This is a genomic window from Cobetia sp. 1CM21F (assembly GCF_023161745.1).
Classification (GTDB): Bacteria; Pseudomonadota; Gammaproteobacteria; order Pseudomonadales; family Halomonadaceae; genus Cobetia; species Cobetia amphilecti.
On record NZ_JALNTQ010000001.1, the window covers coordinates 50,681 to 70,912 of the forward strand.

The following is a 20,232-nucleotide window of genomic DNA, read 5'->3' on the forward strand; positions in this document are numbered from 1 at the left end:
CATGGTCGATTATTTCCTGAGACACAAGGTCATCAGCTGGATGGTCGTGCTGCTGCTGTCGGTGGGTGGCGTGACCTCCTTCTTCGGCCTCGGCCAGCTGGAATTTCCCGAGTTCACCATCCGCAACGCGGTGGTGATTACCCAGTACCCGGGCGCGACGCCCAAGCAGGTGGAAGAGGAAGTCACGCTGCCGCTGGAGAAGGCGATCCAGCAGATTCCCAATCTCAAGCGCGTCAGCTCGGTCAACAGCTCCGGTCTTTCCCAGATCACGCTGGAGCTCGAGAGCAGCGTGCGCGAAGGCGAGATGCAGCAGTACTGGGATCTGCTGCGCCGCAAGATCAATGACGCCCAGTCGAGCCTGCCGCCCGGCAGTGGCTCCTCGATCGTCAATGATGACTTCGGCGATGTGTTCGGGCTGCTCTACAACCTGAGCGGCAAGGGCTATTCGGCGCATGACCTCGAGGACCAGGCCGACTTCCTGCAGCGCGAGCTGACGCTGGTGGAGGGGGTCAAGAAGGTCTCCATCGTCGGCGCGCGCAGCGAGCAGGTCATCGTCGCGCTGGATCGTGATCGCATGCAGGCGCTGAACATCTCGCCGGATCAGCTCGCCAACCTGCTCAATGCCCAGAACGTGGTCGGCGACGCCGGGCGGATCCGTCAGAACGGCCTGTCGCTGGAACTGCAGCCAAGTGGCGAGTTCCAGAGCGTGCAGGACCTGGAGCGTCTGGTGGTCGGTCGTCCCGGCAATGGTGGCCTGATTCGTCTCGGCGATATCGCCTCGGTCAGCCGCGAGTACACCGAATCGCCGTCGCGCCTCTATCACACCGATGGTGAGACGGCGCTGTCGCTGGGCATCTCGTTCGCCTCTGGCGTCAATGTGGTCGAGGTCGGTGCGCTGGTCGACAAGCGTCTTGGCGAGCTTGAGTCGCGCATGCCGCTGGGCATGGAGCTGACCACGGTCTATCACCAGCCCCAGGTGGTGGATGAGGCGGTGTCCGGCTTCTTGATCAATCTGGCCGAGGCCGTCGGCATCGTGATTCTGGTGCTGCTGGTATTCATGGGCGTCAAGAGCGGCGTGCTGATGGGGCTGGTGCTGTTGATCACCATTCTCGGCACCTTCGTGATGATGTCGGTTCATGGCATCGAGCTGCAGAAGATCTCGCTGGGGGCCTTGATCATCGCGCTGGGCATGCTGGTGGATAACGCCATCGTGGTCACCGAGGGCATGTTGATCGGTCTCAAGCGCGGCAAGACCAAGCGCCAGGCCGCCTTCGAGGTCGTCAACCAGAATCGCATGCCGCTGCTGGGGGCCACGGTGATCGCGATCACCGCCTTCGCGCCCATCGGTCTGTCGCCGGATGCCACCGGCGAGTTCGTCGGGTCATTGTTCTGGGTGCTGTGCTACTCGTTGCTGTTGAGCTGGATCACCGCCCTGACGCTGACACCGTTCTTCTTCGACATGTTCTTCCGCGAAGCGCGCGAGACGGCAGGCAGCGACACGGATAAGAATCAGGAGGAAGACCCCTATCGTGGCGTCATCTTCCGTGGCTTCCGCAGCCTGCTGAGCTGGGCGATTCGCCTGCGCTGGCTGACCCTGGGGGGCGCGGTGGCGTTGCTGGTGGCGGCCGTGATGAGCTTCGGGCAGGTCAAGAATGCCTTCTTCCCGGATGCCTCGACACCGCTGTTCTTCGTCGATGTCTGGATGCCGGAAGGCACCGATGTGCTGGCGACGGAAGCGCGCATCGCGGATCTTGAGCAGCAGGTGCTCAAGATGGACAAGGTCAATCATGTCACCAGCGTCACCGGCGGGGGCGCCCAGCGCTTCACGCTGACCTACTCGCCGGAAGACAGCTATGCCAGCTTCGGGCAGCTGATCGTCGAGACCCAGGACCGTGCCAGTCGCGAAGCGCGCATGGAGGAGGTGATACGCCTGGTGCGCGCCGAGTATCCCGAAGTCGAATACAAGGTCCAGGCGTTGCAGGTCGGGCCCTCGGCCAAGGCGAGTCTCGAGGCGCGCCTCTACGGCGAAGACCCCGCAGTGCTGCGTCAGCTGGCGGGCAAGGTGCGTAGCGTCTTCGAGGAGGAGCCGCTGGCCGACAGCATTCGTCTGTCATGGCGCAATCGCGTCAATCGCATCGAGCCCGAATTCCTGGATGATCAGGCGCGGCGTGTCGGTGTGACGCGTGACTCGCTGCATCAGGCGCTGCTGATCAACAGCGACGGCGAGAGCGTCGGTGTCTATCGCGAAGGCTCCGAGCTGATCCCGATTCTGCTGCGCGGTGAAGAGCGTCAGCGCTTCGACCTCGACACCCTGGCGAGCCTCAACGTCTGGAGCGATGAGCAGGAAACCTACGTGCCGGCGGGCTCGGTGATGGGGCCGCTCGAGACCGAGCTGCGCGACCCGCTGATCAAGCGTCGCGACCGTCAGCGCATGCTGGCGGTGTACGCCGAGCCGATGCCGCTGTCCGGCGAAACGGCCGCCAGCGTGCTGGGGCGTATCCGTCCCAAGATCGAGGCCATCGAGCTGCCCGAGGGCTATCACCTGGAGTGGGGCGGCGAGTACGAAACCTCATCCGAGGCTCAGGAGGCGCTGTTCTCCTCGCTGCCGATGGGGCTGCTGGGCATGTTCGTGATCACGGTGCTGCTGTTCTCCAACCTACGTCAGGCGCTGGCCATCTGGTCCATCGTGCCGCTGACGCTGATCGGTATCGTCAGTGGCCTGATCGTGTTCGGCGCGCCGTTCACCTTCATGGCGCTGCTCGGCACCTTGAGTCTGATCGGCATGGTGCTCAAGAACGCCATCGTGCTGGTGGAGGAGATCAACGTGCAGCTCGATGAGCAGGAGGATCGCTTCCAGGCGGTGGTGCAGGCGGCCGTCAGTCGTGTGCGGCCGGTGTCGATGGCGGCCATCACCACCATGCTGGGCATGATTCCGCTGTTCCCGGATGCCTTCTTCTCGAGCATGGCGGTGGTGATCGTGTTCGGGCTGGGCGTGGCGACCCTGCTGACGCTGGTGGTGCTGCCGGTGGCGTACTGCGCCTTCTTCCGCATCCCGACCGGCAACAACTCCATGAAGACATCCTGATGTGATGATCCTGATGTGATGAGAATGCGGTAATCTTGGTCTGCGCAGTCGCGGCCACCCACACCATGACGCCCGATGACAGTGCCTTTGTCATCGGGCGTCATGGTGTGGTTCGTGCTCGCTATCCTGCGTGAGGGGCATCGCCGCAAGCCCCTTTCCGTTACACTATGCGCCGCCGGTTGCGAGTTGCCCGGTCGCAAGTGTTGCGTCAGTCGAATCCTATCGAGTCGTGAGGTGTGCCTTGGTCGAACCCCTGAGTGCCTGGTGGGGGCAACAGCTGGTGTTGTGCGGTTGGGGTTTCAGTGCAGCGCCGGAAACGGTGTGGACACCGGCCCAGGCGTGCGCGCGTCTGAAGGCCCAGGAAGTCCCGGATGCGGGCGAGTTGGGATGGCGTCTGCTGGAGGCCTTCCCCAATGACACCCCGGACCCGCTGCACCAGCTGGAGGCGTTGGAATTGCTGGCGCTGGCACGTACCGCCGGCTGGCTGTCAGAGACGCGCACGCGTGCCTGGCTGATACGCCTGCTCACGGCGATCGGCGGGCGTTTCACCTCGCTGGATGACTGGCTCAAGGCCCTGGCCCATTCGCGCAGCGATGCGGGCTGGACGCGAGGCGATGATGGCTTCTTCGAGGCCAGCCTCGCGCTGTCCCAGTTGGAGCACGAAGACGCCGGCGTCACCTGGCCGCGTCTGCAGGAGGCGCTGGAGGCACAGCCTCCGGTGGCGGTTACTGAGCTCTGGCCTCAGGGCGAGCGCGACCGGGTCTGGATGGCGCGCGCCATCTTCTCGCCGTGGCTCGGCGGTCAGACATTGACCACCGATGACAGCGGCCCGCACGAGGACGGTGCCAGCGGTTTTGACGCCGCGGCGCACTGGCCGGACGTCACGCGCTGGCTGGCCGAGACCTGGGCGATCACCGGGCGTGATGAGCTGATTCGACTGCTGCTGTGGCTGGCCTCGCAGGGGCATCGCTATGGCTGGGACATCGACAGCGCACGCCTGATGACGGCCAGCGACAGCGAGCGTGCCAAGTGGCTGGATGAGCTGGAAGCGGATGCGGCTCAGGAAGAGGCCGAACGCAAGACGGAAGGGCGCAAGGGCGCCCCCGCGCATGCCTCCTCCAGCATCGACGTCGCCGATGGCGGGCTGGAAAAGCCCCCGTCACCGACGGCCTATGGCGAGCTGCTGCTGCAGTATCTCGATCGTGGCGAGCCGTTGGAATTCGCCGCCTGGGACTGGCTGCGTCTGGTCGATCTCGCCTTCGCCGGGCTATGTGCCGGCTGGCTGAGTCGTGAGGAGGGCGAGGACTTCGCCGCCCACGGCATCGACCTGCTGGTGCGCCGCTATGCCGACTGGCAGGGCGTGGCCCGCGCCTATCAGCGCGGTCGCAGTCTGTTCGAGGGTGTCGATCTGACCCGCGACACCGAGAGTGACTGGCGTCCGCTGATGGCGTCGCCGCTGACGCCGCTGCGTTGCGAGCTGCATGCGCTGCTGCCTGCCGCCCAGCGTGAGCGCTGCCGTGCGGCGATTCGCGCCTGGCGCAATGACAGCCGCCACTGGGTGCTGGCCATCGCCAGTATCCGCGAGCCGGACCTGCTCTATCGTCAGGGCCTTGTCGCCGAGGTCGATACGGCGCGCCGCGAAGAGGCACGCCAATATCTCAACGAGACACTGGCGCTGGACACCCGCGATGGCGTGCAGGGCATGGCGCGCTTCTGGCTGCCGGCGCAGGCGCATCATCTCAATCAGCTGGCCGCCGATGCCGCGCGTGGCGCCTTGCCCGACGCCCAGACGCCCTTCGGGCGTGCCGATGCCGTCGAGCTGGAACGCCGTCAGCGTCTGGCCGTCTGTCATCGCTATCCCGCCAGTGTGGTGATGGCCGAGAAGTACGCCTTCTATCTGCTGATGGTGAAGGACAGCGGTGATTTCCCGGCCGATGAGCTGGCCCAGTGCGCCGAGCGTCTGCGCAGTGCCCTGTGCCGCTACTATCCGGACGCCATGCGTCTGCTGGAAGCCTGGGCGGTATGGGAATCCGCGGTACCGGAACTCGAGGATCATCCGCTGGTCAACGAGATCCGCTGGCATCTCGATGACCCTGGCAGCCTGTTCCATTGGCTCGACTGGCGTGCCAGCGACTGGCAGGAGCCGGGGCTGCGCCCGAGTCTGGATCGCTTCACGGCGCTGGCGCTGAGCGGTCCGCTCAATACGCCGTGCTGGGGCGAGCCGATGGTCGAGTATGGGCGGGGCGTCGAGGAACTCAGCGGCTGGCTCGAAGGCCATTACGGCCTCGCCAATGCGGAGGCGCTCAAGGGCTTCCTCGACTTCCTGCGCGATGCCGGTGATCGGGACGAATACCAGATCAATTACGGCCCCTACACCCTCAATCGCGCCCGCCTCGACAATGAGATCGACGTGCTGGAAAGCGCCGAGCGCGGCGATGATGAGCAGGTGCATCTGGACCGTCTGCGTCGCGTCAGGGACAACGAGGCGCGCTGCAACGAGCTGGATATGGCGGCGTGGGACATCGCCCAGATGGTGGACCTCGCGATTGCCGGGCGCCAGCTGGGCTGGCTGGACGATGCGACCTTCACCGCCTATCTGGACAGCGCCTATGCGATGGCGCGCGACCACTACGGCAGCTGGAAGGAATATGCCCGTGGGCTGTTCGCCGGCTATGCCTTCTTCATGGGCGACACCGACCAGCGTGACAGCTTCCTGCGCGGCTTCCGCGATGCGCTCATCCAGTGGTTGACGGCAGCGCCACCGCTGGCCGGTGCCTGGTCGAGTCTTGATTTCCCGGGCGCGCGCCCGGGGCATTGGCCGGCGTTGCATCTGGATGTGCTGAGCGGAGACGCTCGAACGTTGCACTGAGCGGGATTCAATTCAGGTTGGGTGAGCGGCAGGGGGCACTTTCTCTGATGCTTTGGTCTAACTTGTGCGGCAATGGCATACGGTTTGCGGAAACATGAACTACTATCCTGCGAACGACTCGAGTTTGTCATCTGACTGTCGTCATCGTGTTGCAATGTGTGCTGCTGCCTGATCCGGCCCACCTTGTCAGATAGTCGCCGTGTTACCCCTGATCGATCAACGATCATCGTCATGCATCAATGGTTATCGCCGTCCGCAAGCGCTGCTCACCTTCACCCTTCCAGCGCCGGGCCCACGACGAGGAATGCTGGATGCGCCACGCGTTATTATGCTGTTTTCTGATCCTGCCACTGGGTGTGGCAGGCTGTGCCAGTCACTCAACACCGTCCAATGATGTGGCCTACTACGATGTGGACCTGCCGGAACTGCCGAAGCTCAAGCGCTATCGCCAGTCCGCGTCCCAGCCGGCCGCCGAGTCGCAGGACTACGCCATGTCAGGGCCGAGCATCCGCGATGTCCTGCTGGAAGAGCATGACCGCTGGGCCGGGACGCCCTACCGTCTGGGGGGCACCAACACCCGCGGCATCGATTGCTCCGCCCTGATGCAGCATGTCTTCAGTGATGGCTTCGGCATCGATCTGCCGCGTACCACCACCGACCAGGTGAAGCGTGGCAAGCGCATCGACAAGTCGCAGCTCAAGCCGGGTGATCTGGTCTTCTTCCGGCCCTCGCGTCGCTACAACCATGTGGGGGTCTACGTCGGCAACGGCTACTTCCTGCATGCCTCCACCTCGCGTGGCGTGAAGCTGTCGCGACTCGACAATGTCTACTGGTCCCAGCACTACTGGCAGTCGCGTCGCCCGATGCCCTACGAGGCCATGCAGATGAAGCTGGCCATGCGCAGCCAGTGAGCCGATCACGCTTGGCACTGAAACAGACAGGCTCTTGAAGAGACAAGTACCTTCCCCGACAGCACCCGGCCCTGGCCGGGTGTTGTCGTTTCTGAGCCCCGGCAAATGTCAGCCACTGCTCAGGAAGGAGGCTCCAGTGCAATGCTGTCGGCCTGATCATCAGCGCTCAAGGCATCCGGGGTGGGCCTCCCGGCTGCCGAGTGTTCAATGACGAAATCGACCAGCGCCTGCTCGGCGCGTGACAGGCCGCGCTCGCGGCGCCAGGCGAGTGACAGCTCAAGCCAGGCGGGCTCATCGAAGGAGACGGCGGTCAGGTTGTTCTCTTCACGGTCATCCTCGACCACACGCTTGAGGAAGGTGGTGATCCCGAAGCCGCGCGCGACGATCGCCTTGTTGAGGGCGATCAGGTTCGATTCGAAGGCGATGCTCGGCGCGAGATCATGCTGGCTGGCCAGGCGCTCGATGAAGTCGCGATGGAAGTAGCCACGCTTGAAGACCACCAGCTCCTCGGCGAAGAACTCCTCGACGCTGATCTGCGCGCGGGCGGCCAGCGGATGATCGTTCGCCAGGCAGACCACCATTTCCTCGCTCAGGAAGTGGCGTCGAATCAGGCCGTGGGTGTCGGTGCCGAGCTGATCCTCGACGATGACGCCCAGGTCCAGCTCGGCATTGTCGATCATCCGGCGCAGGCTCAGGGTGCCGCCCTCGATCACGCTGAGCTTGATGTCGGGATAGCGTGCCTTGAATGCCATCAACAGCGGCGGGAAGTAGTAGGAGCCGAGCATCGAAGAGACGCCGATGCGCACCTCGCCCTTGACCAGCCCCTCGAGCTCCGCCATCGCCAGTGCTGCGCGCTGTGCCTGTTGCAGCAGGGGCCGGGCATGCTCGAGCAGCGTATCGCCGGCCGGTGTCAGGCGCAGACCGCGTGAGCCCCTGACCAGCAGTTGCGTGCCCAGCCGGCTTTCGAGCCCGGCGATCGACTGGCTGACCGCTGACTGGGCCAGGCTGAGTGACTGAGCGGCAGTGGTGAAGCTCTGGTGCTCGACGACACTGACGAATATCTCCAGTGCACGCAGATCGAAGGGCAGTTTCATCGCGGGGTCCTGTTGATCGCGAGGTGCTTTTCAGCGCGGAGTCCTTTTCGTCGCGAAGTCCTTTATCAGCGCAGCTTCCTTCTCGGCGCAGTTTGCGACATCCCTGTGTCGCCACGGCCATCAGCTTTGCTGATGGTCAGCATCATGTCGAGCTATTTTACTGATGCGAGCGCGCGGCGCAGACTGGCGCCATCCCCATGCTTGATTGAGTGCAGGTACCTGATGGCTTCATCGCTTTCCGCGTCTTCTTCCCCCGATTCCGCCGCCTCGGTCTCTACCGCGCAGTCCGAGCTGCCCGAGCCGCTCAAGGCGCGCGGGCGTGACTGGCGGCGCATGACCCAGGCGCTGTGCCTGGGCTCCTTCGTGGTCTTCATCAACCTCTATCTGGTGCAACCGCTGCTGCCATTGCTGGCGACGGATCTGGGCCTGAGCTCGCTGCAGGCGAGTCTGTCCCTGTCGGTGAGCACCCTGACGTTGGCCATGGCATTGCTGGTGTTCGGCCCGCTGTCCGATGCGCTGGGGCGGCGGCGTATCCTGCTGTGGACCCTGGCCGGCGGGGTGGCCTGTTCAGGACTGGCACTGTTCGCCGAGGGCTTCTGGTCGCTGCTGGCGGTGCGCGCGCTGCAGGGCTTTCTGCTCGGCGGCCTGCCGGCGGTGGCAGTGGCGTACATGAGTGATGAGATGGAGCAACCCGCCTTGATGATGGCGGTGGGGCTCTACATCAGTGCCAATTCGCTGGGCGGCATCTCGGGGCGGGTCGCGGGGGGCGTGATCGCGGAGCACTGGGGCTGGCAGGCCAGCTTTGCCGCCATCGGCGGCGTCAGCCTGCTGGTGCTGGGGGCGTTATGGCAGCTGCTGCCGCGCCAGAGACGCTTCGTCGCCCAGCCGCTCAAGCTGAGCAGCATGCTGGCAGGTCTGGGGCGCCATCTGCGCAACCCTCGTCTGTGGCCGGTGTTCCTGCTCGGTGGGCTGAATTTCTTCATCTTCGTCAATCTCTACAGCTACATGACCTTCCGGCTGAGTGAGGCGCCCTGGTCGCTCAGCAGTCAATGGCTGGGGCTGTTGTTCCTGACCTATCTGGCGGGCACCTTCGGCGCCTCCCAGTCTGGCCGGCTGGCACGGCGTCTGGTACCGGGAGGTGCGGCTGAGGACGGTGAGGCCGCGCTGGCCATCGCTCAGCGACGCGGTCAGGCGCTGACCATGATGCTGGGCACCGGCATCGTGATGCTCGGCACGCTGCTGACGCTGAGTCACTCGCTGATCGGCATGTTGATCGGCCTGAGTCTGAATGCCTTCGGCTTCTTCCTCGCGCATGCCACAGCTTCGGCCTGGGTCGGGCGCAATGCCGAAGGCGCGCGGGCCAGTGCCAGTGCGCTGTATCTGACCGCCTACTATCTGGGCGCGAGTCTCGGCGGTTTCTGGCTGGAACCCTTCTGGCAGGCTGCCGGCTGGCCCGGGGTGGTGGCCGCCAGCGTACTGGTGCTGGCGGTGACCTTCTCGCTGGCGATCCTGTGCTGGCGCCGGGCCACCACGCAGTATTGAGCCTGAGAGCAGGGCTGATGGAAGGTCAGAGAGCAGGCCAGACCGCAGAATAGAGAGCAGAGCACGCAAATCAGAGCATGCAAACGACAACGGCTCGCCAGATGGCGAGCCGTTGTCGTTCAGAGGGCCTGGAGGGCGAGATCAGTGCGCGGGCGCGTCGTCACCCCAGATCTCTTCCAGGCGATCATCGCGGCCACAGCCGGCGCGGTAGAAGCGATAGCGCACCGGGTTCTTCTTGTAGAAGTCCTGATGGTAGTCCTCGGCCGCATACCAGGGCCCTGCCGCCTCGATCTCGGTGGCGATGCCTTCGGGGAACCTGTCCTTCAGCGCATCGCGACTGGCTTCGGCGGCGTCACGCTGGGCCTCATCGAGGGGGTAGATGCCGCTGCGGTACTGGGTGCCGGCATCGCAGAACTGGCGGTCCACCGCGACCGGGTCGATGTTGTGCCAGAAGACCTCCAGCAGGGTGTCGTAGCTGACCTTTTCCGGCTCATAGACCACCTTGACCGCTTCGGTATGCCCGGTGCCGCCCGATGAAACCTGCTTGTAGGTCGGGTTGTCCTGTTCGCCGGCGGTATAGCCGGAGGTGGTCGAGATCACACCATCAAGCTTGTCGAAGGGGCCTTCCATGCACCAGAAGCAGCCACCGGCGAAGATGGCGACTTCCTGGCCTTGAGCGACACCTTCGGCGACGCCCTTGGGCGCGGTTCCCGGGTCGAAGGCATGGGCGTGGCCGACAAGCAGCAGGCCGCCGAGCAGGCTTGTCAGTGGCGTGAGACGTCTGAGCGCAGGGAAGGGGATTCGCGTGTATCGGGTCATGGTGTCTCCGGGAAAGGCGTCATTCCTTCGAGATGAGTACACGGAAAACTCCATGTCTCGGTGAGCCGTGAGGTGACTGGCGCTGTTGAGTCCTCACTGCCTGTATAGGTTTCTACGCGAATAAACGTGGGATGGATGCGAACATGCAGAATGAAACGTTACCGTTGTCGTGATCAAGCCACTGCCATTCACCCCGCTACGCGAATCTGTGCATCCAGTCAGCGACATGCCTCGTAAGGACACGGTACATCCCAATGACATGCCCATGACGGCAGGAATCGAAAAGGAAATCGCCAGTGAATAAACGCAAGTTACTGCTTCTGGGCGCCATCGTCGCTGCCATCGTGGTGTTCTTCGCCAGCGGGGCACAGGATTACTTCACCCTGCAGAGCCTCAAGGCCAGCCAGTCCGAATTCCAGGCGTTGTTCGCGGAGTCACCCTACAAGGTCGCGGGCACCTTCTTCGTCGTCTACGTGGCGATGGCGGCACTCTCGCTGCCCGGTGCAGCACTGCTGACGCTGCTGGGTGGCGCGCTGTTCGGCTTCGGCTGGGGGCTGCTGCTGATCTCCTTCGCCAGCACCATCGGTGCGACGCTGGCCTTCCTGATTTCCCGCACTCTGCTGCGCGAGAGCATCGAGAAGCGCTTCCGCCGTCAGCTGGAATCCCTCAATCGTGGCGTCGAGCGTGAAGGCGGCTTCTATCTGTTCACGCTGCGCCTGGTACCGGTCTTCCCGTTCTTCATCGTCAATCTGGTGATGGGCCTGACCCGCATGCGCGTGGTCACCTTCTACGTGGCAAGCCAGCTGGGCATGCTGGCGGGCACCGCCATCTACGTGAACGCCGGGCGAGAGCTGGGCCAGCTGGAATCCCTGTCCGGCATCCTGTCGCCGGGACTGATTGCCTCCTTCATCGCGCTGGGCCTTTTCCCGTTGATCGCCAAGAAGATCGTCGGCGTGCTGCGCAAGCGCAAGCAGCAGGCGGCCTTCGACAAGCCGAAGACCTTCGACTACGACATGGTCGTCATCGGTGCCGGTTCCGCCGGCCTTGTCACCAGCTATATCGCCTCCGCCGTCAATGCGCGTGTCGCGCTGATCGAGCGGCACAAGATGGGCGGCGACTGCCTCAATACCGGCTGCGTGCCCTCCAAGGCGTTGATTCGTGCCGGACGTGCGGCCCATGAGATCCGCCAGTCCGCGCGCTTCGGTATCACCGCCAACGAGCCGGAAATCGATTTCGCCAAGGTGATGGGCCATGTGCATGACGTGGTCGAAAGCGTCGAGCCGCATGACAGCATCGAACGTTATGAAGGGCTGGGCGTGGAAGTGCATACCGGCAGTGCCATGCTCAAGACGCCCTGGGAAGTGGAAGTCGATGGCCGCGTGCTGACCACGCGCAACGTGGTGATCGCTACCGGTGCCCGTCCGCGTGTGCCAGCCATCCCGGGTATGGAATTGATCACGCCGCTGACCTCCGAGAACCTGTGGGACCTCAAGGAACAGCCTCGGCGTCTGGTGGTGCTGGGTTCCGGCCCCATCGGCATGGAGCTGGGCCAGAGCTTCGCGCGTCTCGGCAGCCAGGTCACCATCATCGAAGGTGCGCCACGCGTGATGCCGCGCGAGGACGAGGAAGTCAGCACCTTGATGCATGAACAGCTCTCGGGCGAAGGCGTCGATCTGCGCGTCAATTCCACCGCCACGCGTATCGAGGTGCTCAAGGGCAAGGACAGCCAGCCGATGCGTCAGCTGGTGGTCAGCTCCCCCGAAGGCGAGGAAAGCTGGATCGAGTTCGACGAGCTGCTGGTGGCCATCGGACGCGAAGCCAACGTCGAAGGCTTCGGTCTGGAAGAGCTGGGCATCGCGGTCTCCGAGCGCGGCACCATCGATGTCTCCGAGTCGCTGCAGACCCTGCAGCCGAACATCTGGGCATGTGGCGATGTCGCTGGTCCGTACCAGTTCACTCATGCCGCCGGTCACCAGGCGTGGCACGCGGCGGTCAACGCGCTGTTCGGTGGCCTGAAGACCTTCAAGGTCGACTACCGTATCATGCCGATGGTCACCTACACCGAGCCGGAAGTGGCACGTGTCGGCCTCAACGAAACCGAAGCCAAGGCCCAGGGTTACGAGTACGAAGTCACGCATTACGAAATGGGCGAGAGCGATCGCGCGCTGGCCGAGCGTGCGACGGAAGGCTTCGTCAAGGTGCTCACCGAGAAGGGGCGTGATCGCATCCTCGGCGTGACGCTGGTCGGTGCCTCGGCAGGGGAGTGGCTGGCCGAATTCACCATGGCGATGAAGCATGGCATCGGTCTCAACAAGATCCTGTCCACCATCCATCCCTATCCGACACTGTCCGAGGCCAACAAGGCCGCGGCGGGCATGTGGAAGAATGCCCACAAGCCGGAAGGCGTGCTCAAGGTGCTCGACCGTTACTTCACCTGGCGCCGCAACGGCCGCTTCGAGCCGACCAAGACCCTCAAGGCAAGCGCTGCCGAGCGGACCGTGGCTGTCGAAAAACAGTAATTGCTGATTCATGCCGCGGGCCTGCAGGTGCAGGGTCGCGGCATTTTTCCATCAGGAGAAGCCCTTCATGAAGACGAATCATCTGGCGGGTCGCCGTCGTGCCCTGGCGCTGATGGGTGGCTCGCTGGTCTTGCTGGCCGGCGTCACTGCCAGTCCCTGGGCCGCTTCTCTGGCGTATGCCGCCGACGCGCAGGCCGGGCGCCCGGCCCCTGAGCTCGCCTCGCTCGAGTGGCAGGTGATCGCCGAGCGTGCACGTGGGCAACGTATCGACTTTCATGCCTGGGGCGGCAGTGAGGCGACCAACGCCTATCTGCGCGCCCAGGCCGAGACAGCGGCGGCGCGGCATGGCATCGAGGTGCGCCACGTCAAGATCGCCGATACCGCCGAGAGCGTCTCGACCCTGCTGGCCGAGAAGGCGGCCGGGCGCCGCGACGGCAGCATCGATGTGATCTGGATCAACGGCGAGAACTTCCGTGCGCTCAAGCAGGCCGAGCTGGTGTGGGGGCCCTTCGTCGAGCGTCTGCCCAACAGTGACTATCTGCTCGAGGAGATCGGTGCGCGCGATTTCGGACTCGCCACCGATGGTCTGGAGGCGCCCTGGGGGCGTGCGCAGCTGATCTTCATGTATGACACCGCGCTGCTGGAATCGCCGCCGCGCTCCATGCAGGCGTTGCTGGAGGTGGCCAGAGAGCATCCCGGGCGCGTGACCTATCCACAGCCGCCCAGCTTCCACGGCACCACCTTCCTCAAGCAGGCGTTGCTGGAGCTGTTGCCCGTCGAGCAGCGCGAGGTGCTGGCATCTCCCGTGGCGAGTGATGCTCAGTTCGCTGAGGTGACCGCACCGCTGTGGGACTATCTCGATGCGCTGCATCCGCTGATGTGGGCGCAGGGTGAGCGTCAGCCAGCCGGTGCCGAAGAGCAGATGAAGTTGCTGGCTCAGCGCAGCGTGTGGATCGCGCTGACCTTCGTGCCCCAGGAAGTGGCCAATGCCCGTCAGGAAGGGCGGCTGCCACCGACCATCGAGCCGTATATCCATGACGGCGGCACCCTTGGCAATGTGCACTATCTGGCGATTCCGGCCAGTGCACCGCACAAGGCCGCGGCTCTGGTGTGGATCAATCAGTTGATGTCCGCCGAGGCCCAGGCCGCCAAGGCCGACCCCTCACGCTGGGGCGATGACACGGTGCTGGATGTCGCCCGCCTGCCGCCACAAGAACGCGCCGCCTTCGAGGCCTTGCCGCAGCTGCCCGGCAGCATGTCGCCCGAGGCCTTGGGCACTCCGCTCAGCGAGCCACACCCGAGCTGGACCGACGCGTTGGAGGCCGAGTGGGCGCGACGCTATCGCAACTGACGCAATGGGTCGCTGATCGCTGGCGTGTCGCCCCCGCCACTGGTCATGCACCGCTGACGCCCGCCCGCGTGCTGCGCTGGGGCGTCTTGCTGTTGCTGCTCGGCCCGACGGCGCTGGGGCTGGCTGGACTGGTCGCGCCGGCCTTCGGGCTGTGGCCGACGCTGGGCTTCGAGGAGGTCTCGGCGGTCGCCTGGCAACGCTGGTGGGCCTTGCCCGGGCTGGCGGAGGGCTTTCGACTGACGCTGGTCAGTGGCCTCGGCGGTACGCTGCTGGCGGTGCTGCTGACCATGGGGTGGGTCTCGGCGGCCGCCGGAACTCGTTTCGGCGAGCGCATGGAGCGCCTGCTGGCCCCGATACTGGCGATGCCGCATCTGGCGCTGGCGCTGGGGTTGCTGTGGCTGGCCGCCCCGAGTGGCGTGCTGATGCGCCTGCTGCTGGCGCCCTTCGAGGTGCTGGTACCGCCGCAGTATCCGCTGCCGGATGCCCATGGTATCTCGCTGGCGGTCGGTCTGGCGCTCAAGGAGGCGCCATTCTTGATGCTGATGGCGCAGACGGCGCTGTCACGCCTGCCGGTCACGGCGCAGCTGCAGGCAGGTCAGGCGCTCGGCTACAGCATCTCTCAGCTGCGCTGGCGCATTCTGATGCCACAGGTGATGCGCGCCATCGCCTTGCCCATTGGCGCGGTGCTGGCCTACTCGCTGGCGGTGGTGGATGTGGCGCAGGTGCTGGGGCCGACGCGTACGCCGACGCTGGCGGTGCGCCTGATCGAGCTGTGGCGCGACAGTGACCCGACGGCGCGCCTGCCGGCGAGTGTCGGCGCCCTGATGCTGGCCCTGCTGGTGATCGGGATGATGGCGCTGGGCGCGGCGCTGGGGCGTGCTCTGCTCGCCTGGCATCGCGACTGGGTACTGAGCCATCACCCGGCGCGCGCAAGCCGCCTGGCGCTGGCGAGCGAAGCCCTGTTCGGGCGTGTCGCGCGCGGAGTGCTGGGCGTGGTCACGCTGATCTCATTGCTCGCCTTCGTGGTGATCGGCGTGCAATCGGTGGCCAGAAGCTGGTTCTTCCCTGCGCTGTTGCCGTCTCGCTGGGGCTGGGAGAGCTGGCACCAGGCCCTCGCTGGCCTGGGGGATGCCTTCAGCAACAGCCTGTGGCTGGCACTGCTGGTGGCGACACTGGCCGTCATCCTCAGCGTGGCGGTGTTCGAGCGTGAGCGGGAAAGTGGCCGCCTGCGCGGCTTCGTGGTCTGCCTCTATCTGCCATTGCTTCTGCCGCAGGCCAGCTTCCTGTTCGGCTTTCAGGTCGGTTGGTTGAGCCTGGGGGCCAGCCCCGGTTGGGCGGGAGTGGTGATCGGCCATCTGCTGTTCGCCCTGCCTTACGCCTGGCTGACGCTGGCCGGCCCCTGGGCACGCTTCGATACCCGACTCGAGCAGGCGGCACGCCTGCTGGGGCGTTCACGGCTCGAGGTGCTGATCGGTATCCGCCTGCGCCTGATGCTCAGGCCGCTGGCCATCAGCTGGGCAGTGGCCTTCGCGGTCAGTATCGCGCAGTACGTGCCGACGGTGGTGCTGGGCGGCGGGCGTGTCCCGACCCTGACCACCGAAACCCTAGCGCTGGCGACGGGGGCCGACCCGCGCCTGACCGCGGTGGCCGCCTGCCTGCAGGCCTGTCTGCCGCTGGTGGTCTACCTGCTGGCGCGTGCGGTACCTGCCGGGCGCTCGGTCTCGCCGACGCGCGGCTGAGCGCCTGTCAGGCGCTGGAATGACGATGACCTCAACGACTTCATGGGAGTAGATGCAACATGCTGGACAAGTGGACCTCACGCTGGGTACAGCCGCCTCTGAAACGTCTTGCGAAAAGTGCGGCGGCGCGCGGTCTGCATCCGGATCAGCTGACCCTCGCGGGCTTCGCCATCGGCATGCTGGCGTTGCCGTTGCTGGCTTATGGGCATTTCGGGTTCGCGCTGGTCGCGATCCTGATCAATCGGGTGGTGGACGGGCTGGATGGCGCGCTGGCGCGGCATGCCGGCCTGAGCTCCGATGCCGGTGGCTTTCTGGACATCTGTCTCGATTTCCTGTTCTACGCCGCCGTGGTGGTGGGCTTCGCCCTGGCAGACCCTGGTGCCAATGCGATGGCGGCGGTGGCGCTGCTGTTCGCCTTCGTCGGCACGGGCTCGAGCTTTCTGGCCTTTGCCATCATGGCGGCCAAGCATCAGCTGGAGCGGCCCAATTTCACGCGCAAGGCCTTCTATTATCTGGATGGCCTGACCGAGGGCACCGAGACCATCGCCTTCTTCGTACTGGCCTGCCTGATGCCACAGCATTTCGCATTGTTGGCATGGATCTTCGCCGCGGCATGCATCCTGACCACACTGACGCGCGTATGGGGAGGGTATGTCACCTTGCGAGCCCAGGATCGATGCGAGCAGCATGGCGCTGATCCGCACAATGCTGACCGGAGATGATGCGCTGCGAACCTGGCCTTGCTGATGATACGGCTCGTTACCTTTCTCACTCGCCTTGCTCAGGCGCCTCGGAGTCCTGCCAATGAAGATTGCTTCCCGTCAGTTGCCATCATTCCTGCCCCTGTTCGCGGCAGTCGCCTCCAGCGGCCTGCTGGCGGCGCTACTGCCCTCGGTGACCCACGCGGCTGACAGGAGTTTCTCGCCTGCGCAGATTCTTGCCTGGGGCGAGAAGACCTTCGAAGGCCAGACGGCCTATCGCGTGGTGGAGCGCGATGGCAGACCTGCGCTCGAGGCGCGCGCTCGGGGCCAGGCGTCCGCGCGCTATCTGGAGCAGGATATCTCGCTTGAAGAGACGCCCTATCTGAAATGGTGCTGGCAGGTGGATGGCATCTACCCGAGCGTGAACGAGAAGACCAAGGGCGGCGATGACTATCCGGCGCGTCTCTACGTGGTCAACAAGACCGGTATCCTGCCGTGGCAGGTCGAGGCCATCAATTACGTCTGGTCCAGCAATGAAGCCAAAGGCAGCCATTGGGACAATGCCTTCACGGATCGTGCCGTGCTGCTGGCCGTTGAATCCGGTGATGAGAAGGTGGGGCAGTGGGTGGCGGAGGTGCGTGATCTGCGTGCTGATTACGCGTCACTGTTTGGCAGCAAGCCGAGCGAGATTGCCGGACTGGCGCTGATGGCTGACGGTGACAATGCCGGCGGTGATGCCACGGCGCTGTTTCGTGGCCTGAGCCTTTCCAGCGATGCCACGCCGCCCAGCTGCGGTGCCTGATCCGGAATCATGAGTGATCAGGGCTGTGAAGAGAGGGCTGAGCCAGTCTGACAAGCGCGCCAAGCCAGTCAGGCCGACACGGAGCCAGACACGAAAAAGCCCCGCGACTGATGACTCAGTCGCGGGGCTTTCGGTTCCGGCCTCCCACACTGTGGGAGGCGCTCATCCGGGGAGATGCCTCAGATGAGGGAAGAGGCGGAGCTTAGTGCTCCACGCCGCCTTCGCCGTGAACGTGGCCGTGTTCCAGCTCTTCAGCAGAAGCTTCACGCACGTTGGTGATCTGCACGTCGAAGTTCAGGGTTTCGCCGGCCAGCGGGTGGTTGCCATCGACAGTGACAGTGTCGCCTTCGACCTTGGTGACGGTGACCATCAGCGGGCCGCCCTGGGTCTGCGCCTGGAACTGCATGCCAGCTTCGATGTCTTCGACACCCTGGAAGGCTTCACGCGGCACTTCCTGGACCAGGGCTTCCTGGACTTCGCCGTAACCTTCTTCCGGAGAGACGGCAACTTTCAGCTCGTCGCCGGAAGTCTTGCCGTCGAGTTCCTTCTCGAGGCCCGGGACGATGTTGCCAGCGCCGTGGATGTAGGCCAGCGGCTCGCGACCTTCGGAGCTATCCAGCACTTCCCCTTCGTTGTTGGTCAGGGTGTAGTGGAAGGATACGACGGCATTCTGGGCGATTTGCATGATGAGAGCCTTTCGATAGGTATATGAACGTCAATGGTAACGTGCCCCTGAGGTGACTGTCAGGGGGGAAACTGGAAAAAAGCCGCGTATCACGTGGCTCCTGGCCCGCTGATGACATTGCCAGAGAGGCAATCCAGCGCACGTTACCTTGTCTTGAAAGTATAGGTGACGCTCGCAGGCGTGCATTTCAACCCTGAGGCAGGGTTTTTTCTCACCCCCGACGCCATCGGTGAACAAAGGGGCAAAACGGTTGGATTATCAGGTGTCTGGCGGGGTTGCCCTGTCAGCGCACAGCGGCCTTGCTGCTGGCGGCCAGACAAGGTTGGGGCGATGGCTTGCGAGGGCCACAGGGTCTGGTTACTCTGCCTACTCGGATATTGCGGATTCTGACGCGCGGCCCGAGGTGGCCTCGCTCTGCACACTCTGTCCCGTCGCCTGACGGGAAATGACAACTCAGGCGCCATGCGACCCTATTTTTCAGGAGAGAATTTCGATGACCGTGACATTGATCTGGCTGGTGAGCTTCGCTGCGATCTTCATGCTGTGCTTGAACCGCTGGGAAGGCTCGCTGGGTGCCACCGTCAAGCGTGTCCTGCCGGAGGCTCTGAGCATCGATAGCGGTGACCGCTACGTCTGGGGCGTGGCCCTGGGTATTCTGGGTGCGACCTTCATCGTCAATCCCGTCTCCATGCTGATGGCATTGATCGTGCTGGCGCTGATCGTTCTGATCGGCGGCAAGCTGATCTGCTGGGGCATGAGCAAGGTCAAGATGCACTGATCTCACCAGCAGCAACCTTCCGGGAAGCATGACGTTTCCCGCAGACAGAAAGGCCGGGCTATCTGCCCGGCCTTTCTGTTTCTGCTCATCAGACACTTCTCATCAGGCTCTGCTCATCCATCGCGTCTTGTCAGTGCCGCCTGCAGCTCAGCGCCGAGTCATAGCCAGGTCGAGAGCGTCAGCGAGCCGAATTGATCGCTCTCCTGCTGCGTCTCGAATTCGTGAGTGCGCCACACGTTGACGAACGCCAGCTGCCAGCGTTGCCAGCTGAGTGCGAAGCCCAGTTGCAGGTCGCCGACCAGTGGGCGACGGTCTACCGAGGCGCTGTCCTCGAAGCCATTGCCATCCAGCAGCATGTTGTAGGCCATCGCGCGGCCCTCGATATTGGCGAACAGGTACCAGGCGAAATCACCGTCGGGATGGAAGTACTGACGGCCGCCCTGGGCCGGCGCCACTGTCGGTATCCCGTAGCTGCGGGTCAGCCCCTGGCCGATGCGTACCCCGCCACCGACGCCCGCATAGGTGTAGAGATTGCCCAGCGCCACAGAAGCCGAGGGGCCGTACTCCACCTCCAGCCCTGCGGCCCTGGCCGGCAGCCATAGCTGCGTCTGCCAGCCGGTGCTGATCACCGGCTCGTTGTGCAGCTGGTGATCCCAACCCTCCGGCTCATCACTGCCGGTCAGCTTGTGTACCGCCTTCTGAGCATCCTTGGCGCCCGAGGCCGGGCCGACGATGCCGAGATCCAGATTGAAGGTGTCCACCCGTCGCCAGTCATCTCCCTCTTCACCGGCGAACAGCGAGACGCCACCGAACAGGTAGCCCGCGTAGGGGCGGTCATCCTGATCCGGTTGCTCTCGCTTGATGTCATTGGGGGTATAGATCTGCTGTCCGAAGCGGTAGGCCGTGGCGTCCAATCGCGCCGCGCTGAAGCCGGGCACCCAGTCCGCGAATGAGCGTGACCAGTGCTGCTCTGGTGTCTTGAAGGTGTAGCTCAGCGCAAAGCCGTTGGTGTAATGGCCATCATCGCCGGAGGTGAGAATGTCGTTCTCGACCTTCAATGACAGCACGCCACCCTCGTCCTCGGCGGCCTCCACCATGGGAGCCAATGCCACCGCGCCCAGCATGATCAATGCCATGCCCAGGCGCCGGGTCGAGAAGGCCGGCGCCATCTGCGGGGCATGGCTTGAGGCGGCGGTACCGCCAGGGTTCTCATTGACTGGACTGGGATAAGCGCGGGGAGCGTTTCTTGAAGAAGACGTGACACAAGACAGCTTGCGGGTGCCTGGGCGAGAACCTGGCGGACGGGCAGTGACGGGACGCATCGCAACTCCTGGGAC

At 64.4% G+C, this 20,232-nt stretch carries 14 protein-coding genes; 10 read left to right on the plus strand and 4 right to left on the minus strand.

The features are described from left to right. Position 1: 1 nt before the first annotated feature. The 3 genes from MSG32_RS00175 to MSG32_RS00185 all read left to right on the plus strand — a co-directional run bounded on the left by MSG32_RS00175 (position 2) and on the right by MSG32_RS00185 (position 6,865). On the plus strand, positions 2 to 3,085 hold the full coding sequence (locus MSG32_RS00175) for an efflux RND transporter permease subunit (RefSeq protein WP_248376851.1): 3,084 nt from the start codon (positions 2 to 4) through the stop codon (positions 3,083 to 3,085). Between the two features lie 241 nt (positions 3,086 to 3,326). Next, positions 3,327 to 5,954, plus strand: coding sequence for a YbeU/YbeR family protein (locus tag MSG32_RS00180; RefSeq protein ID WP_248376852.1), 2,628 nt, complete (start codon positions 3,327 to 3,329; stop codon positions 5,952 to 5,954). A 311-nt stretch (positions 5,955 to 6,265) separates the two neighbouring features. Further along, entirely contained in the window at positions 6,266 to 6,865 is a 600-nt protein-coding gene (locus MSG32_RS00185; RefSeq protein WP_082388350.1) for an NlpC/P60 family protein, read from the plus strand. Between the two features lie 119 nt (positions 6,866 to 6,984). On the opposite strand, the gene MSG32_RS00190 is transcribed toward MSG32_RS00185, so the two are convergent. Further along, positions 6,985 to 7,959 carry a LysR family transcriptional regulator gene (locus MSG32_RS00190; RefSeq protein WP_248376853.1) on the minus strand — a complete coding sequence of 325 codons (975 nt, stop codon included), beginning with the start codon at positions 7,957 to 7,959 and terminating at the stop codon, positions 6,985 to 6,987. A gap of 222 nt (positions 7,960 to 8,181) precedes the next feature. On the opposite strand from MSG32_RS00190, the gene MSG32_RS00195 reads away from it, so the two are divergent. Then, positions 8,182 to 9,501: an MFS transporter gene (locus MSG32_RS00195; RefSeq protein WP_248376854.1), complete on the plus strand. Its 1,320-nt coding sequence runs from the start codon at positions 8,182 to 8,184 to the stop codon at positions 9,499 to 9,501. 141 nt (positions 9,502 to 9,642) lie between these two features. On the opposite strand, the gene msrA is transcribed toward MSG32_RS00195, so the two are convergent. Then, the gene (gene msrA, locus MSG32_RS00200) at positions 9,643 to 10,320 is read right to left on the minus strand and encodes a peptide-methionine (S)-S-oxide reductase MsrA (RefSeq protein ID WP_248376855.1); all 678 of its coding nucleotides are present in this window, start codon (positions 10,318 to 10,320) and stop codon (positions 9,643 to 9,645) included. A 296-nt stretch (positions 10,321 to 10,616) separates the two neighbouring features. Between msrA and MSG32_RS00205 the strand changes: the two genes are divergently transcribed. The 5 genes from MSG32_RS00205 to MSG32_RS00225 all read left to right on the plus strand — a co-directional run bounded on the left by MSG32_RS00205 (position 10,617) and on the right by MSG32_RS00225 (position 17,432). Beyond that, entirely contained in the window at positions 10,617 to 12,839 is a 2,223-nt protein-coding gene (locus MSG32_RS00205) for an FAD-dependent oxidoreductase (protein WP_248376856.1), read from the plus strand. Positions 12,840 to 12,906: 67 nt separating this feature from the next. Continuing rightward, entirely contained in the window at positions 12,907 to 14,190 is a 1,284-nt protein-coding gene (locus MSG32_RS00210; RefSeq protein ID WP_248376857.1) for an ABC transporter substrate-binding protein, read from the plus strand. After that, positions 14,166 to 15,929 carry a hypothetical protein gene (locus MSG32_RS00215; protein WP_248376858.1) on the plus strand — a complete coding sequence of 588 codons (1,764 nt, stop codon included), beginning with the start codon at positions 14,166 to 14,168 and terminating at the stop codon, positions 15,927 to 15,929. Before MSG32_RS00210 ends, MSG32_RS00215 begins: the two co-directional genes overlap by 25 nt. Positions 15,930 to 15,988: 59 nt before the next feature. Further along, the gene (locus MSG32_RS00220; protein WP_225347177.1) at positions 15,989 to 16,651 is read left to right on the plus strand and encodes a CDP-alcohol phosphatidyltransferase family protein; all 663 of its coding nucleotides are present in this window, start codon (positions 15,989 to 15,991) and stop codon (positions 16,649 to 16,651) included. 82 nt (positions 16,652 to 16,733) lie between these two features. Further along, positions 16,734 to 17,432 (plus strand): DUF3047 domain-containing protein, encoded by a 699-nt coding sequence (locus MSG32_RS00225; RefSeq protein ID WP_225347176.1) that lies wholly within the window; start codon positions 16,734 to 16,736, stop codon positions 17,430 to 17,432. A gap of 202 nt (positions 17,433 to 17,634) precedes the next feature. Here MSG32_RS00225 and MSG32_RS00230 read toward each other — a convergent pair whose 3' ends face one another. Further along, complete coding sequence (locus MSG32_RS00230; RefSeq protein ID WP_043333860.1) at positions 17,635 to 18,117, minus strand: peptidylprolyl isomerase; 483 nt, start codon at positions 18,115 to 18,117, stop codon at positions 17,635 to 17,637. Between the two features lie 493 nt (positions 18,118 to 18,610). On the opposite strand from MSG32_RS00230, the gene MSG32_RS00235 reads away from it, so the two are divergent. Then, positions 18,611 to 18,895, plus strand: coding sequence for a hypothetical protein (locus tag MSG32_RS00235; RefSeq protein WP_043333859.1), 285 nt, complete (start codon positions 18,611 to 18,613; stop codon positions 18,893 to 18,895). Between the two features lie 158 nt (positions 18,896 to 19,053). Here the strand turns inward: MSG32_RS00235 and MSG32_RS00240 are convergent, their stop codons facing one another. Next, positions 19,054 to 20,031: a lipid A deacylase LpxR family protein gene (locus MSG32_RS00240; RefSeq protein WP_107336769.1), complete on the minus strand. Its 978-nt coding sequence runs from the start codon at positions 20,029 to 20,031 to the stop codon at positions 19,054 to 19,056. Between the last annotated feature and the right edge of the window lie 201 nt (positions 20,032 to 20,232).